The 14,581-nt window shown below is 38.7% G+C and carries 16 protein-coding genes; all 16 read left to right on the top strand.

What is annotated here, in order from left to right:
* The first annotated feature begins 123 nt into the window (after positions 1–123).
* The 16 genes from RCJ93_RS06630 (at position 124) to topA (ending at position 14,561) form a co-directional block, all read left to right on the top strand.
* A complete protein-coding gene (locus RCJ93_RS06630; protein WP_066785351.1) occupies positions 124–459 on the top strand; it encodes a putative DNA-binding protein in 336 nt (111 codons plus the stop codon).
* An 11-nt stretch (positions 460–470) separates the two neighbouring features.
* Positions 471–1,826, top strand: coding sequence for a signal recognition particle protein (gene ffh / locus RCJ93_RS06625; RefSeq protein ID WP_251645630.1), 1,356 nt, complete (start codon positions 471–473; stop codon positions 1,824–1,826).
* Between the two features lie 106 nt (positions 1,827–1,932).
* A complete protein-coding gene (rpsP, locus tag RCJ93_RS06620; RefSeq protein WP_147194176.1) occupies positions 1,933–2,205 on the top strand; it encodes a 30S ribosomal protein S16 in 273 nt (90 codons plus the stop codon).
* Positions 2,206–2,219: 14 nt separating this feature from the next.
* Positions 2,220–2,453 (top strand): KH domain-containing protein, encoded by a 234-nt coding sequence (locus RCJ93_RS06615; RefSeq protein ID WP_066785358.1) that lies wholly within the window; start codon positions 2,220–2,222, stop codon positions 2,451–2,453.
* Positions 2,454–2,775: 322 nt separating this feature from the next.
* Positions 2,776–3,297: a ribosome maturation factor RimM gene (gene rimM, locus RCJ93_RS06610; protein ID WP_066785360.1), complete on the top strand. Its 522-nt coding sequence runs from the start codon at positions 2,776–2,778 to the stop codon at positions 3,295–3,297.
* The gene (gene trmD / locus RCJ93_RS06605; RefSeq protein ID WP_150284904.1) at positions 3,297–4,031 is read left to right on the top strand and encodes a tRNA (guanosine(37)-N1)-methyltransferase TrmD; all 735 of its coding nucleotides are present in this window, start codon (positions 3,297–3,299) and stop codon (positions 4,029–4,031) included. Before rimM ends, trmD begins: the two co-directional genes overlap by 1 nt.
* Positions 4,032–4,165: 134 nt before the next feature.
* Complete coding sequence (gene rplS / locus RCJ93_RS06600; protein ID WP_066785363.1) at positions 4,166–4,510, top strand: 50S ribosomal protein L19; 345 nt, start codon at positions 4,166–4,168, stop codon at positions 4,508–4,510.
* Between the two features lie 146 nt (positions 4,511–4,656).
* Positions 4,657–5,226, top strand: a complete 570-nt coding sequence (gene lepB / locus RCJ93_RS06595) for a signal peptidase I (protein ID WP_066785366.1) — start codon at positions 4,657–4,659, stop codon at positions 5,224–5,226.
* 12 nt (positions 5,227–5,238) lie between these two features.
* On the top strand, positions 5,239–6,102 hold the full coding sequence (gene ylqF / locus RCJ93_RS06590) for a ribosome biogenesis GTPase YlqF (RefSeq protein ID WP_150283889.1): 864 nt from the start codon (positions 5,239–5,241) through the stop codon (positions 6,100–6,102).
* A gap of 88 nt (positions 6,103–6,190) precedes the next feature.
* Positions 6,191–6,964 (top strand): ribonuclease HII, encoded by a 774-nt coding sequence (locus RCJ93_RS06585; RefSeq protein ID WP_446738656.1) that lies wholly within the window; start codon positions 6,191–6,193, stop codon positions 6,962–6,964.
* A 6-nt stretch (positions 6,965–6,970) separates the two neighbouring features.
* Positions 6,971–8,896: a hypothetical protein gene (locus RCJ93_RS06580; RefSeq protein ID WP_446738655.1), complete on the top strand. Its 1,926-nt coding sequence runs from the start codon at positions 6,971–6,973 to the stop codon at positions 8,894–8,896.
* Entirely contained in the window at positions 8,893–9,189 is a 297-nt protein-coding gene (locus RCJ93_RS06575; protein WP_066785374.1) for an EscU/YscU/HrcU family type III secretion system export apparatus switch protein, read from the top strand. The genes RCJ93_RS06580 and RCJ93_RS06575 overlap by 4 nt, the downstream gene beginning before the upstream one ends.
* 165 nt (positions 9,190–9,354) lie before the next feature.
* Positions 9,355–10,515: an ADP-forming succinate--CoA ligase subunit beta gene (sucC, locus tag RCJ93_RS06570; RefSeq protein ID WP_066785376.1), complete on the top strand. Its 1,161-nt coding sequence runs from the start codon at positions 9,355–9,357 to the stop codon at positions 10,513–10,515.
* Positions 10,516–10,531: 16 nt separating this feature from the next.
* Positions 10,532–11,434, top strand: a complete 903-nt coding sequence (gene sucD / locus RCJ93_RS06565; RefSeq protein ID WP_066785379.1) for a succinate--CoA ligase subunit alpha — start codon at positions 10,532–10,534, stop codon at positions 11,432–11,434.
* 63 nt (positions 11,435–11,497) lie between these two features.
* On the top strand, positions 11,498–12,394 hold the full coding sequence (dprA, locus tag RCJ93_RS06560; protein WP_150283892.1) for a DNA-processing protein DprA: 897 nt from the start codon (positions 11,498–11,500) through the stop codon (positions 12,392–12,394).
* 91 nt (positions 12,395–12,485) lie between these two features.
* Positions 12,486–14,561: a type I DNA topoisomerase gene (gene topA / locus RCJ93_RS06555; RefSeq protein ID WP_150283893.1), complete on the top strand. Its 2,076-nt coding sequence runs from the start codon at positions 12,486–12,488 to the stop codon at positions 14,559–14,561.
* Positions 14,562–14,581: the final 20 nt, after the last annotated feature.

The following is a 14,581-nucleotide window of genomic DNA, read 5'->3' as shown; positions in this document are numbered from 1 at the left end:
TTCCTACTGCTGCATTCTTGCGTTTTTTTGAATAAAGTCTAAAAGACAAGTAATTTTACTTGACGGATAGTGTTTTTGAAATTAAGATACAGTAGAGTATGTATAATCGAGGGGAGTTTCAGTATGTTACTTGAAAAAACAACACGCATGAACTTTCTCTTTGACTTTTATCAAGCGTTGTTGACGGACAAACAAAGAAGTTATATGCAGCTTTATTACCTAGATGATCACTCATTGGGGGAAATAGCAGAAGCTTATGAGGTGTCACGTCAAGCAGTTTACGATAATATTCGCAGAACTGAAGCGATGCTTGAAGAATATGAAGAAAAACTTCAATTGTTTGAGAAATTCCAAAACCGGCAGAAAATAATAACAAAGCTTTCAAAAAGTATGGCTGATATCCAAGCAGACAGCAAAGAGGTACTATCGCTGATTGAACAGCTTAAAGAATGGGATTAGGAGGCGATTTTATGGCATTTGAAGGTTTAGCGGAGCGGCTCCAAGGAACGATCAATAAGATTAAAGGTAAGGGGAAAGTAAACGAACAAGACGTAAAAGAAATGATGCGCGAAGTTCGTTTTGCTTTAATCGAGGCCGACGTTAACTTAAAAGTGGTTAAAACTTTTATCAAAAAAGTTAGTGAACGTGCTGTAGGTCAGGATGTAATGAAGAGTTTGACACCTGGCCAACAAGTAATCAAAATCGTAAAAGATGAACTGACAGATTTAATGGGCGGAGAACAAAGCCCAATTAAATTTGCAACAAAGCCGCCTACAGTTATTATGATGGTAGGTTTACAAGGTGCCGGTAAAACAACGACCACAGGTAAATTGGCTAATGTATTGCGTAAAAAATACAATCGCAAGCCGTTATTGGTGGCAGCGGATGTTTATCGTCCTGCGGCAGTTCAGCAATTGCAAACACTCGGTAAACAGCTTTCGTTGCCTGTTTTTGCTTTAGGTACAGATATTTCGCCTGTAGAAATAGTGCGCCAAGCATTAGAAAAAGCCAAAGAAGAACACCATGATGTTGTCTTGGTCGATACAGCTGGACGATTGCATATCGATGAAAATCTAATGCAGGAATTAAAAGATATCCGTGGCTTAAAGGAACCAGATGAAGTTTTCCTAGTAGTTGATGCCATGACAGGGCAAGATGCTGTAAACGTAGCTGAAAGTTTTAATGAAGCTGTAGGCATTACGGGCGTTATATTGACAAAATTAGATGGTGATACACGTGGTGGTGCGGCGCTTTCTATTCGTTCTGTAACAGAAAAGCCAATTAAATTTGTTGGTATGGGCGAAAAAATGGATGCGCTGGAACAATTCCATCCAGAACGTATGGCTTCTCGTATCCTCGGCATGGGCGACGTTATGACGCTTATCGAAAAAGCCCAGGCTACAGTTGACGAGGATAAGGCTCGAGAGCTTGAGGAAAAGTTCAAAACTCAAAGCTTTACTTTAGATGACTTCTTAGATCAAATGAGCCAAGTGAAAAAATTAGGACCGCTTGATGAAATTTTAAAAATGCTACCTGGCGCAAATAAAATTAAGGGCTTAGAAAACGCGAAGATAGATGACAAACAAATTGGCCATATAGAAGCCATTATATTATCTATGACGCCAGCCGAAAAAACGAACCCTGAAATTATTAATGCCAGCCGTAGAAAAAGGATTGCTAAAGGATCTGGCTCTTCTGTACAAGAAGTCAATCGACTGATTAAGCAGTTTGATGATATGAAGAAGATGATGAAGCAAATGACAGGTATGGCTCAAAAAGGAAAGAAAAAAATGAAACTTCCTGGGTTAGACTCCTTGTTTAAATAAAAAAAATAAGTTAAAATAATGTGTGTTAAGAAAAAACACTTTACAAAGTATTTAAAGCTTGATATCATACTATCTTGTGTGAAACTATTCGGAGGTGCAATTAAAAATGGCAGTTAAAATTCGTTTAAAACGTATGGGAGCAAAAAAATCTCCTTTCTACCGTATCGTAGTTGCTGATTCACGTTCACCACGTGATGGCCGCTCTATCGAAACAATCGGTACTTACAACCCACTAACTTCTCCAGCAGAAGTTAAAATCGACGAAACTAAAGCATTAGCTTGGTTAACAAATGGTGCAAAACCATCTGATACAGTTCGTAACTTGTTCTCAGACCAAGGCATCATGGAAAAATTCCATAACTCTAAAATCGGTAAATAATCGGAGGCGGTCTTATGCAGCAGCTGATCGAGACAATCGTAAAACCTTTAGTCGATTATCCAAACGAAGTGAAGATAACATGTGACGAAAATAATCATCGCATTGTATATAAACTTTCTGTCCACCCTAGTGATATGGGAAAGGTTATTGGCAAGCAAGGACGTGTTGCAAAAGCAGTTCGTACAATTGTTTACTCAGCAGCAGGCAACCATCGCGGCAAGAAAATTTATATCGATATTTTAGATTAATGAAACTAGGAAGGAGCATAATCCCTTCCTAGTTTTATTTTTAACAACTTGTTTTTTCTAAAGTAAATAGATAAGTATATGTCTTTTCCCTTAAAATTTTGGAGTTCACTGTAAAAGTGAAGCTGTAGAGACTATATTGAAAAGTGAACGAGGGGCTTAGGGTACTTCCTGAGGACATGTAGCTAAACTCACTTCCCAGAGCTGATGATAATTTTTCAATAGTCTCCAATTTTGCTGTAGGGAGCAATAGAGAAAATGGATATAATAAACATATAAACTAGAGTAAATGTAAAGATCACATAAATTAAAAGAGGTGAAAAAGATGGAATGGTATAACGTAGGGAAAATTGTTAATACACATGGCATACGCGGCGAAGTGCGCGTCATCTCCCAAACTGACTTTCCAGAAGAAAGATATGCAGTTGGCCAACAACTAGGGCTATTTAGAAAAGGGGATACAAAGCCGCTATTATTGACAGTTGCATCATCCCGCAAGCATAAAAACTTTATTCTTCTTACATTTGAAGGCTATCCTAATATTAATGATGTAGAACCTTTTCGAGACGGCATTTTAAAGGTAAATGAAGAGCAATTAGAAGAAGATGAATTGCAAGATAATGAATTTTATTATCATGAGATTATTGGATGCACGGTTTATAACCAAGAGGGACAAGCTATTGGCCAAGTGAAAGAAATTTTTGAGACAGCTGCCAATGATGTATGGACTGTAAAGGGTGAAGATGGCAAAATGCACTATATCCCTGTAGTTGATGAATTTATAAAAGAAGTAAATATTGAAGAAGGAAAGATTGTGATCGAAGTGATAGAGGGTTTGCTATCATGATGAACATCCATGTACTCTCATTATTTCCCGAAATGTTTACGGGCGTCTTTGGCTCGTCTATTCTAAAAAAGGCGCAAGAGAAAGAAGCAGTCGGACTGTCTGTTACTGACTTTAGAGAATATGCCGTGAATAAACATGCGCAGGTGGATGACTATCCATATGGCGGTGGTGCAGGCATGGTATTGAAACCTGAACCACTTTTTAATGCAGTTGAGGCGCTTTCGAAGGATGGCAAAAAACCACGTGTTATTTTAATGTGCCCTCAGGGTGAACGGTTTACCCAAAAGAAAGCTGAAGAATTGGCCAAAGAAGAAGATTTACTGTTCTTATGTGGTCATTACGAAGGCTACGATGAACGTATAAGAGAACATTTAGTTACAGATGAACTCTCCATAGGCGACTTTGTTTTAACAGGCGGAGAATTGGCTGCTATGACGATTATCGATAGCGTGGTGCGTTTATTGCCAGGAGTGCTTGGCAATGATGATTCGCCCATTTTAGATTCTTTTTCAACAGGAATGTTAGAACATCCTCATTATACACGGCCAGCAGATTTTCGCGGAATGAAGGTGCCGGATGTTCTTTTATCAGGTAACCATGCGAAAATTGAGCAATGGCGTATGGAACAATCGTTAAAACGTACTTTTGAGAGAAGACCGGATTTATTAGTAGATATTGAACTGAGCAAAGAACAAAAAACATATTTAGAAAAACTTAAAAACGGCAAAGCATAAAAGAGAGGATCTCTTGCAATACATCTAAATTTATGATAATATTTGAGATGCATTTTATGAAAATGCCGAATTACGGTGTTCCGCTGTAGCAACCAAAGTGACCTGCAAGAGCATCTGTCCAAGGAGAGAAAACAATGTCAAACATTATTTCAGAAATCACTAAAGACCAACTTCGTACTGACATCCCTGCATTCCGTGCTGGTGATACAGTAAAAATCGACGTTAAAGTAGTCGAAGGTACTCGCGAACGTATCCAAGTATACGAAGGTGTTGTAATTAAACGTCGTGGTGGCGGTATCAGCGAAACTTTCACAGTTCGCAAAATCTCTTATGGCGTTGGAGTTGAACGTACATTCCCATTACACACTCCAAAAATCGCTAAACTAGAAGTTACTCGCCGCGGTAAAGTTCGTCGCGCTAAATTGTACTACCTACGTAATTTACGTGGTAAAGCTGCTCGTATTAAAGAAATTCGATAAGCTTAAATATGTTAAAAGAGAGCTGCATTTTAGCTCTCTTTCTTTTTGCTTCAAACGGCAAATCCCTGTACAATAGATATATAATGGGCACGATTGTGAAACCGCTCTAGATGTATATTCTGGATTAATATCAAGGGGGCATCTTTTTGAAAAAAGAGAAAAAAGAAAAAAATGAGTTGTGGGAATGGACAAAAGCACTTGTGATTGCCTTTGTACTGGCTGCAGGTATCCGTTATTTATTATTTACACCGATTGTTGTGGACGGAGAATCAATGATGCCTACACTCGAAAACGGAGATCGTATGATTGTCAACCGATTTGGCTACCATATTGGTGATATTCATCGCTTCGATATTGTTGTCTTTCATGCTCCTGAGAAAAAAGATTACATTAAACGTATTATTGGATTACCTGGAGATCGATTAATGTATAAAGATGATCAGTTATATATAAATGGTAAAAAGATTGCCGAGCCATATTTAAAGAAATATAAAGAAGAAATCATGGACGGTGGAACCTTAACAGAGGACTTCTCATTAAGGGATACGCCTAATGCAAAAGGTGATACAATCCCGGACGGTTATGTATTCGTTATGGGTGATAATAGACGGTATAGTAAGGATAGCCGGCATATTGGCATTGTACCGATCAGCAAAATTATTGGTAAAACAAACGTTGTCTTTTGGCCACTCGATCAAATGGGCAAAGTAAAATAAGGAGTGAACAAATTGACGATTCAATGGTTTCCTGGGCATATGGCCAAAGCGCGCAGGCAGGTAACAGAAAATCTAAAGCTTGTTGATATTATTTTTGAATTAATTGACGCGCGGCTTCCGATGTCTTCTAGAAATCCTATGCTTGACGAAGTTATTCACCAAAAAACAAGGCTGCTTATTCTAAACAAGGCAGATATGGCAGATGAAGCACAAACAAAAAAGTGGCTGTCATTTTTTGAACAACAGGGCCAAAAAGCAATAGCTATCAATTCTTTAGATAGTAAAGGGCTCAAACAGGTCACAAAGGCAGCGCAAGAACTGTTGGCGGATAAATGGGCTAGAATGAGAGCAAAAGGCCTTAAAACGCGCGCTATCCGTGCCATGATAGTTGGAATACCAAACGTCGGAAAATCGACGCTGATTAACCGACTAGCCAAGAAGAACGTTGCAAAAACAGGTAATACCCCAGGCGTTACAAAATCGCAGCAATGGATTAAGGTTGAAAAAGAACTAGAGTTGCTGGATACTCCGGGGATTCTTTGGCCTAAGTTTGAGGATCAAGAGGTAGGCTATAAATTAGCGCTCACTGGAGCGATTAAAGATGCTATTACCAATATGGATGATTTAGCGATTTATGGCTTGAAATTTTTAAATCAATATTATCCTGGAAGAATGGAAGAACGCTATAAACTTTCACAATTGGATGATGAAATTGTAAAAACCTTTGATCATATCGGCAAGCTACGCCGTGTTATTATCAGCGGAGGCGAGATTGATTATGATCAAGTAGCAGAGCTGATAGTGCGTGATATCAGGGGCCAGCAGCTTGGTAAACTGTCTTTCGATTTTGTAGAAGATTTTGCAACAAAACCATAACCTTTTTTGCCCACAGGCAAAAAAGGTTTTTTTCTGGATTTTTGATAGATTTAGCCGATACATAAGATAACGATTAGGAGAACAAGACATGAGAACAATCAAAAATATTAAAGAAGAATTAGATACTATTGTTGAATGGCAGGAATGGATGGAAGAGTTAAAAGACGATCCGCGGCAAGGAGCAAAAAAAGCCTTGCAGCAATGGTATCGACGCAAAGAGAAAGAAAATGAACTGGCCAAAGAGCATCAAAAGAAAATAGCATTTGACCAGTCGTATAGGCCATATAAACAGGCATTAATTGCAGGCATTGACGAAGCTGGTCGTGGACCGTTGGCAGGGCCGGTAGTAACAGCAGCTGTTATATTGCCAGATGAATGCGACTCATTGATAGGCTTAAACGATTCTAAGCAACTTTCTAAGCAGGCCAGGGAGAAATTCGCAGAGAAAATTCAAGAGTGTGCATTAGCTACAGCGATCCACTTTCAACCAGCTGATATTATTGATGAACTTAATATTTATGAAGCGACAAAACAATCCATGAAGTCCTCGGTTGAAATGCTGCAGATAAAACCCGATTTTGTACTGGCAGATGCCATGACTTTGCCAATTGATATAGAACAAGCTTCCATTATTAAAGGGGATGCCAAAAGTTTGGCAATTGCAGCAGCATCCATATTAGCGAAGACTGCAAGGGATCATTACATGGAGGAAACGGCTGATAAGTACCCATTCTATGGCTTTGAAAAACATGCAGGTTATGGTACTAAGCAGCATCTAGATGCATTAGAACAACATGGCCCTACGCCGATTCATCGAAAGACATTCGAACCGATTAAATCTATTCTTTTAACGAAAGGGTGAAGTGTAGTGAATTATCCATCATTGAACTCAGTTCAATTGGGCCAAACAATGGTTAATAACCAGCAGCCGCTCACACTTAAGCAAGGCCAGGTAATCCATGGTACGATAAAACAACTTTTTCCTAACCAAATGGCAGAAATTCAAATTGGTGGCCAAAAGTTAATCGCAAAATTAGAAATTCCTTTGCAGGCAGGCAATGCGCATTATTTTCAAGTGTCAGGTACAGAACCAGATTTACAATTAAAAGTAATATCAAACCCTATGTCATCTGCAATGCCACTAACTCAACAAGCAGATCAGCTATTAAATGCACTTGGATTAAATCAAACAACTTCTCTGAAAGAACTAGCTTCATTTTTTCTCAAAAATAATTTGCCGCTGTCGAAAGAACTTTTTTTGCAAGCAGAGGAACTATTGAAAAATTTGCCGGATAATCTAGGAACGAAGGAAGCTTTACAAATTATCCAAAAGCTTATAGCACATAAGCTGCCTATTCAACAAGATACATTTCAAGCTGTCCTGGAAGGAAATATGAAAACTGGATTTGCAGACCTGTTGAAAAACTTCCAGCAAGTCGTAAAAACGGATGAGACAATCTCCTTGGGCATGAAAAATCAACTACTGAATCAGCTGGAACAAATCAACAATCCGCTTTTAAAGGAAACAGGGGGTATTCTGCTTGGAAAAATGGTAGAAGCCTTATCTTCAGAGCAAACGCTGCCAGAAAATAAAGCGGCTATTTTGCAGGCGTTGAAGGATGTGGGAGTAATTCCTCGAAATGCGAGGTTGTCTAATTGGCAGCAAGAGATTCTTCAACAACCGGCTAGCAGCACGGCAACCCCCGTCCCCATAAACAACAAGATGGAACAGCAAATGGAGCTGCGTACAATGGTAAAACTACTTCAAGCGCTAGAACAGCAGCCGACTACCCAAGATAAGGGACAGCTTATCGGACAAATTCAAACAGCCATTGAAAAAAACACATTACTTACTACAGAACAAAAAAGCAACCTAATTCAATTGGCACAACAATCCATATCAACGAAAGACATAGCCCAAACTAAAGCTGTCATAGCCCAATTGCAAGAGCAATTGTTAAAGGCTGCTAGTGAGAATGCGATAGTAAAACCATTTGAAGTAGATGTTAAAGGCATATCAGCTAAGCACCAGCTGCTGCAATTGCTTGGCCAGGGGGATAATTCCGAACGACTTTTCAACCATTTAACAAAGTATACGTTAGAGTCGAAATCAACTCATTTAAGAGGAATGCTACAAGAGACTGAGAATCAATTGGCAAATAATCTAAACGGTAAAGCTATTCAAGCGACTATTAAGGATTTATTCAAGGGGCTGGGGCTAAGTTACGAAGCAAAATTAGCTGACGCCTCATCTGACATTCGCCAATTCGCTGAACAACTAAAACCGCAACTAATTGGACTTTTGCAAAATGGAGTGGTATCTGACGCAACTAAAGATTTAGCAAAGCAAGTGTCAGCAAGGCTTGATGGAATGCAGTATTTATCTACTGAATTAGGGCCAGAGCAACAGCTAATCATGCAATTACCACTTAATTTCTTAGGAAGGCAATCAGAGGCAACACTGCAGTGGAGCGGTCGGAAAAGTGCAGATGGAAAGATTGATCCGGATTTTGCACGCATTCTATTTTATTTGCAATTGCACTCATTAAAAGAAACAGTAGTGGACATGCAGGTTCAAAGCAGGATAGTAACTATAAATATCTACAATGACAACGAAGGTCTAAAGAACTTAGCAGCCCCCCTTAAAGCATTGTTAAAAGAAAACCTAGCACGTCATGATTACCAACTGTCCGGTCTCATTTTCAAAGACCAACAGGAAACAGCTAAAAGTAATAGCATCAATCTCTTCCAATCTTCAAGTGCCGGACAAAGGGGAGTTGATTTCAAAATATGACAAAAGAGCCAAGTGTACGCAAGGAAGCGGTTGCCTTAACTTATAATCCCAACCAAGCAGATGCACCTAAAGTGATTGCAAAAGGGAAGGGTCAAATTGCTGAAAAGATTTTAGAGCGGGCAGAAGCCAATCATATTCCCATTCAAAAAGATCCGTCACTTGTTCAATTATTAGGACAGTTAGATCTCAATGAAAGTATACCAGAGGAGCTTTATCAAGCCGTCGCAGAAGTATTTGCATTTATTTACCAGTTAGATCAACTCCATGAAAAGACAAAAATCGACAAAATGTGATAAAGTCTCTTTGTTCTTTCGTAGCACAAATTGTTATTTTTTAAATAAAAAATGTCATAAAATAGAGAATCTCTGGACATTATAGTTTTATTTATATACAATAAACTTGTATTTCAGAATACTAGTATTTGAGAACATGAAGGAATTTAGTTGGGAGGAACAAGGATGAATATCCACGAATATCAAGGGAAAGAGATTCTTCGTAAATATGGGGTAGCTGTTCCTGCTGGTCGGGTTGCTTTCTCGCCAGAAGAAGCAGTAAATATTGCGAAAGAATTAGATTCCAAAGTTACGGTAGTAAAAGCTCAAATTCATGCAGGCGGCCGCGGTAAAGCTGGCGGTGTAAAGATTGCGAAAAACTTAGATGAGGTTCGCTCTTACGCAAAAGAATTATTGGGCAAAGTACTTGTAACACATCAAACCGGCCCAGAAGGAAAAGAAGTAAAACGCCTATACATAGAGGCAGGTTCAGATATTCAAAAAGAATACTATGTAAGTCTTTTAGTTGATCGTGCGACTTCTCGCGTAACATTAATGGGATCTGAAGCAGGCGGTATGGATATCGAGGAAGTTGCTGAAGAAACACCAGAAAAAATATTTAAAGAAGTTATCGATCCAGTAGTAGGTTTAACAGGCTTCCAAGCTAGACGCCTTGCTTTTAATATGAATATCCCTACTAAGTTAATCAATAAAACTGCTAATTTAATGTTAGGTTTATATAAAGCGTTTACAGATAAAGATGCTTCCATCTTAGAAATTAACCCGCTTGCTGTTACAGGAGACGGAGAAGTAATGGCTCTTGATGCCAAATTTAATTTCGACGACAATGCATTGTATCGCCATAAAGATGTTGTCGAATTGCGCGATTTTGATGAAGAAGACCAAAAAGAAATCGAAGCATCAAAGTATGACTTAAACTATGTTACACTTGATGGCAATATTGGTTGTATGGTAAATGGGGCAGGACTGGCTATGTCTACTATGGATACAATCAGCTTTTACGGCGGAAGACCCGCAAACTTCCTGGATGTTGGGGGCGGTGCAACAGCTGAAAAAGTAACAGAGGCATTTAAAATTATCCTTTCAGATCCGAATGTTAAAGGGATCTTTGTCAATATTTTCGGCGGTATTATGAAGTGTGATGTAATCGCTGAAGGTGTCATTGTTGCAGCCAAAGAAGTAGGTCTAAAGGTACCTCTAGTAGTAAGACTTGAGGGTACAAACGTAGAACTAGGCAAAAAATTATTAAATGAATCAGGCTTAGATATAGTTGCAGCAGATTCAATGGCTGATGGCGCTCAAAAAATTGTGGAACTTGTAGGTTAAGAAAGGCGGAATCGGGATGAGTATTTACATCAACAAAGATACAAAAGTATTGGTACAAGGCATTACAGGTTCGACAGCTCTTTTCCATACAAAACAAATGCTTGAGTATGGCACAAAGATCGTAGCTGGTGTAACTCCTGGTAAAGGTGGCACTACAGTTGAAGGAGTTCCTGTATTTAATACGGTTAGCGATGCAGTAGAAAATACAGGTGCAAATGTATCTGTAATTTATGTACCTGCTCCATTTGCGGCAGATGCTATTCTAGAAGCGGTAGATGCCGAATTAGACATGGTTATCTGTATCACTGAACATATTCCAGTACTTGATATGGTTAAAGTTAAACGTTATATGGAAGGCAAGAAAACACGTTTAATCGGACCAAACTGCCCAGGTGTTATCACAGCGGATGAGTGTAAAATTGGTATCATGCCTGGCTATATTCATACAAAAGGCCATGTAGGCGTTGTTTCTCGTTCTGGTACATTGACTTATGAAGCTGTTCATCAATTAACAGTAGAGGGCATTGGACAATCTACTGCTGTTGGTATTGGCGGGGACCCTGTCAATGGTACGGACTTTATCGATGTATTAAAAGAGTTTGAAGCAGATCCAGACACATATGGCGTAATCATGATTGGTGAGATCGGCGGTACTGCTGAAGAAGAAGCTGCTGAATGGGTTAAAGCTAACATGACGAAACCAGTAGTTGGATTTATCGGTGGCCAAACAGCACCTCCAGGAAAACGTATGGGCCATGCCGGCGCTATTATTTCTGGCGGTAAAGGAACAGCTGCTGAAAAAATCAAAACAATGAGAGAGTGCGGTATTGAAGTAGCTGAAACACCAGCTGTTATCGGCGAAACATTTATCCGTGTTATTAAAGAAAAAGGCTTGTACGATAAGTGCAAAACCCATTAATATGTATAGTGTAGCACTTTAAAGTGCTACACTTTTTCATTTCAATGTGAAGGGAGGAAGGTCATGAGTCATTTGACCTTTTCTGAAAGAATACTAGCATTGCATTATGTGTTCCCTGTTCCCCTAAACAGGCTATCATCACTTCTTCAAATAGATTCAAATTTAGATAGAATTGGGCATGCTGAAGTATCTGAATTAGCCATCCTATTAAATATTTCTGTCGATAAAGCTCAAAAATTGCAAAATAATTATTTAAAAACGTTGGAGACCCCACTCCTACAAGCATACAAAGCACATAAAATTATCCCCATACCTTTTAATCATCCCTTATACCCCACCAGATTACTTGCATTATATGACCCGCCAGTAGTACTTTATACAAAAGGCGACTCTGCAATTTTAGAGAATAAACGAAAGATAGCTATTATAGGAGCAAGAAATGCTACTACTTATACAGATAAGGTATTAAACTTCATCGTGCCGCCATTAATAGAGCATGAATTTGTCATTGTCAGTGGTTTGGCAAAAGGTGCTGACCGCAAAGCACATGAAGCAACTATTCGTTTTTCTGGAAAAACAGTAGGGGTACTTGGACATGGATTATTTCATTTATATCCTAAAGAAAATAAAAAACTTGCTGAGCAAATGGAAATAAATCAGCTGCTTATAAGCGAATATCCACCATACGTCAAGCCGCAAAAATGGCATTTCCCTATGCGGAATCGTATCATTAGCGGTTTATCGACGGGAATAGTGGTAACAGAAGCGGCTGAAAAAAGCGGTACTTTAAGCACAATTGATCATGGATTAGAAAATGGCAAAACAATTTTTGCTGTGCCAGGCGATATTACAAATCCGCTTTCCAAAGGGCCGCACAAACTGATTGCAGAAGGAGCAAAACCTATATGGAATGGCTATCAAATAATAGAAGAATTAGAAGAATTTTTACATTCGAAATGAAAAATGGTTGCAAAATTTGATTTTCTGTTATACATTTTGCAACAGGTATTTCTTTTGAAAACTTAAACAGCCTCTCTAAGGGGGAACTTATATGTCGGATTATTTAGTGATAGTGGAATCTCCTGCAAAAGCTAAGACAATTGAACGTTACTTAGGAAAAAAATATAAAGTAAAAGCATCAATTGGTCATGTGCGAGATCTTCCACGCAGTCAGATGGGTATTGATACTGAAAATAATTATGAGCCTAGATATATTACGATTCGCGGTAAAGGCCCTGTACTGCAGGATTTAAAATCAGCTGCGAAAAAAGCAAAAAAAATCTATCTAGCAGCCGATCCCGATCGTGAGGGTGAAGCAATTGCATGGCACTTAGCGCAAGCTTTAAATATTGATATCGAATCAGACTGCAGAGTAGTATTTAATGAAATAACGAAGGATGCAATAAAAGAATCATTTAAACATCCTAGGCCAATTGATATTGATTTAGTAGATGCACAGCAAGCACGCAGAATACTAGACCGTCTCGTAGGTTACAACATAAGCCCTTTATTATGGAAGAAAGTCAAAAAGGGTTTATCAGCAGGACGTGTACAATCGGTTGCATTAAGGCTTATTATTGATCGCGAGAATGAAATTAAAAATTTCCAGCCTGAAGAATACTGGACAATCGAAGGTAATTTCCAAAAAGGAAAAAAACCTTTTGATGCACTCTTTTATGGTAATACCAAAGAAAAAATTAAATTAAAAAATAAAGAAGAAGTTGAAGCGATTTTAGCGAAACTAAATGGCGAAGACTTTGAAATTATTAAAGTAGTTAAACGAGAAAGAAAACGGAATCCTTCACCTGCTTTCACTACCTCATCATTGCAACAAGAAGCAGCTCGAAAGCTAAACTTTAGAGCAAGAAAAACAATGATGCTAGCCCAACAATTGTATGAAGGTATTGACGTAGGTAAAGAAGGTACAGTCGGTTTGATTACATATATGAGAACAGATTCAACTCGTATCTCAGAGACGGCTAAAAAAGAAGCCTTCCAATATATTGATCAAACTTATGGAAATGAGTATACAACGCCGATCAATCAACAGGCGAAGAAATCAGAAAAAGCGCAAGATGCGCATGAGGCAATTCGCCCAACAAGCACTATGCGTCATCCAGATCAACTTAAAACAGTATTGTCACGAGATCAATTAAGATTGTATCGTTTGATTTGGGATCGCTTTGTAGCAAGTCAAATGGCTCCTGCTATTTTAGATACAGTTACGGCAGATTTGCAAAATGGCGATGTTATTTTTAGAGCTTCAGGCTCAAATGTGAAGTTCCCTGGTTTTATGAAGCTTTATATAGAAGGATCAGACGACCAGAAAGAAGAAAAAGACAAACTACTGCCACCGCTTGAAAAGGGAGACGTGGTTAAGAGTCTAGAAATAAATCCAAAACAACATTTTACGCAGCCTCCTCCACGTTTTTCTGAAGCAAGACTTGTAAAAACGCTAGAAGAACTAGGGATCGGCCGTCCTTCAACATACGCCCCTACATTAGATACAATTCAAAAACGGGGATACGTAACGTTAGAAGCTAAACGCTTTGTGCCAACTGAGCTTGGGGAAATAGTACATTCACTCGTACTAGAATTTTTCCCTGATATCATTAATATTGAATTCACTGCTCAAATGGAAAAAGATTTAGACAGTATAGAAGATGGCGATGTAAAATGGAAAAAAATTATCGATGACTTTTTCCGGAAATTCGAAAAAGATCTGCAGCATGCAGAAATTGCAATGGAAAAAGTTGAAATAAAAGATGAACCTGCTGGCGAAGATTGTGAAGTTTGCGGATCGCCAATGGTCTTTAAGCTAGGACGATATGGCAAGTTTATGGCTTGTAGCAATTTCCCAGATTGCCGGAATACTAAAGCTATTGTGAAAGAGATCGGCGTCAAGTGCCCTAAATGTAAAGAGGGCGAGATTGTTGAAAGAAAGAGTAAAACAAAGCGGATTTTTTATGGATGTAACCGCTATCCAGATTGTGACTTTGTCTCTTGGGATAAGCCAATCAATCGTCCTTGTCCAAAATGTAATGAATTATTGGTGGAGAAAAAGATTAAAAAGGGTATTCAAGTCCAATGTACAAATTGCGACTATAAGGAACAACCTACACAATGATGTACTATTAGAAAGCAGGT

The sequence above is a fragment of the Rummeliibacillus sp. BSL5 genome, from assembly GCF_052928305.1.
The sequence above is the reverse complement of the archived record's forward strand: the minus strand, read 5'-3'. Positions and strand labels throughout refer to the sequence as shown.

Coding starts and splice junctions, on each gene's coding strand:
- RCJ93_RS06630 (WP_066785351.1), top strand. CDS start 124: ATGTTACTTGAAAAAACAACACGCATGAACTTTCTCTTTGACTTTTAT.
- rplS (WP_066785363.1), top strand. CDS start 4,166: ATGTCAAACATTATTTCAGAAATCACTAAAGACCAACTTCGTACTGAC.
- sucD (WP_066785379.1), top strand. CDS start 10,532: ATGAGTATTTACATCAACAAAGATACAAAAGTATTGGTACAAGGCATT.
- sucC (WP_066785376.1), top strand. CDS start 9,355: ATGAATATCCACGAATATCAAGGGAAAGAGATTCTTCGTAAATATGGG.
- RCJ93_RS06585 (WP_446738656.1), top strand. CDS start 6,191: ATGAGAACAATCAAAAATATTAAAGAAGAATTAGATACTATTGTTGAA.
- rimM (WP_066785360.1), top strand. CDS start 2,776: ATGGAATGGTATAACGTAGGGAAAATTGTTAATACACATGGCATACGC.
- topA (WP_150283893.1), top strand. CDS start 12,486: ATGTCGGATTATTTAGTGATAGTGGAATCTCCTGCAAAAGCTAAGACA.
- dprA (WP_150283892.1), top strand. CDS start 11,498: ATGAGTCATTTGACCTTTTCTGAAAGAATACTAGCATTGCATTATGTG.
- RCJ93_RS06575 (WP_066785374.1), top strand. CDS start 8,893: ATGACAAAAGAGCCAAGTGTACGCAAGGAAGCGGTTGCCTTAACTTAT.
- trmD (WP_150284904.1), top strand. CDS start 3,297: ATGAACATCCATGTACTCTCATTATTTCCCGAAATGTTTACGGGCGTC.
- ffh (WP_251645630.1), top strand. CDS start 471: ATGGCATTTGAAGGTTTAGCGGAGCGGCTCCAAGGAACGATCAATAAG.
- RCJ93_RS06615 (WP_066785358.1), top strand. CDS start 2,220: ATGCAGCAGCTGATCGAGACAATCGTAAAACCTTTAGTCGATTATCCA.
- rpsP (WP_147194176.1), top strand. CDS start 1,933: ATGGCAGTTAAAATTCGTTTAAAACGTATGGGAGCAAAAAAATCTCCT.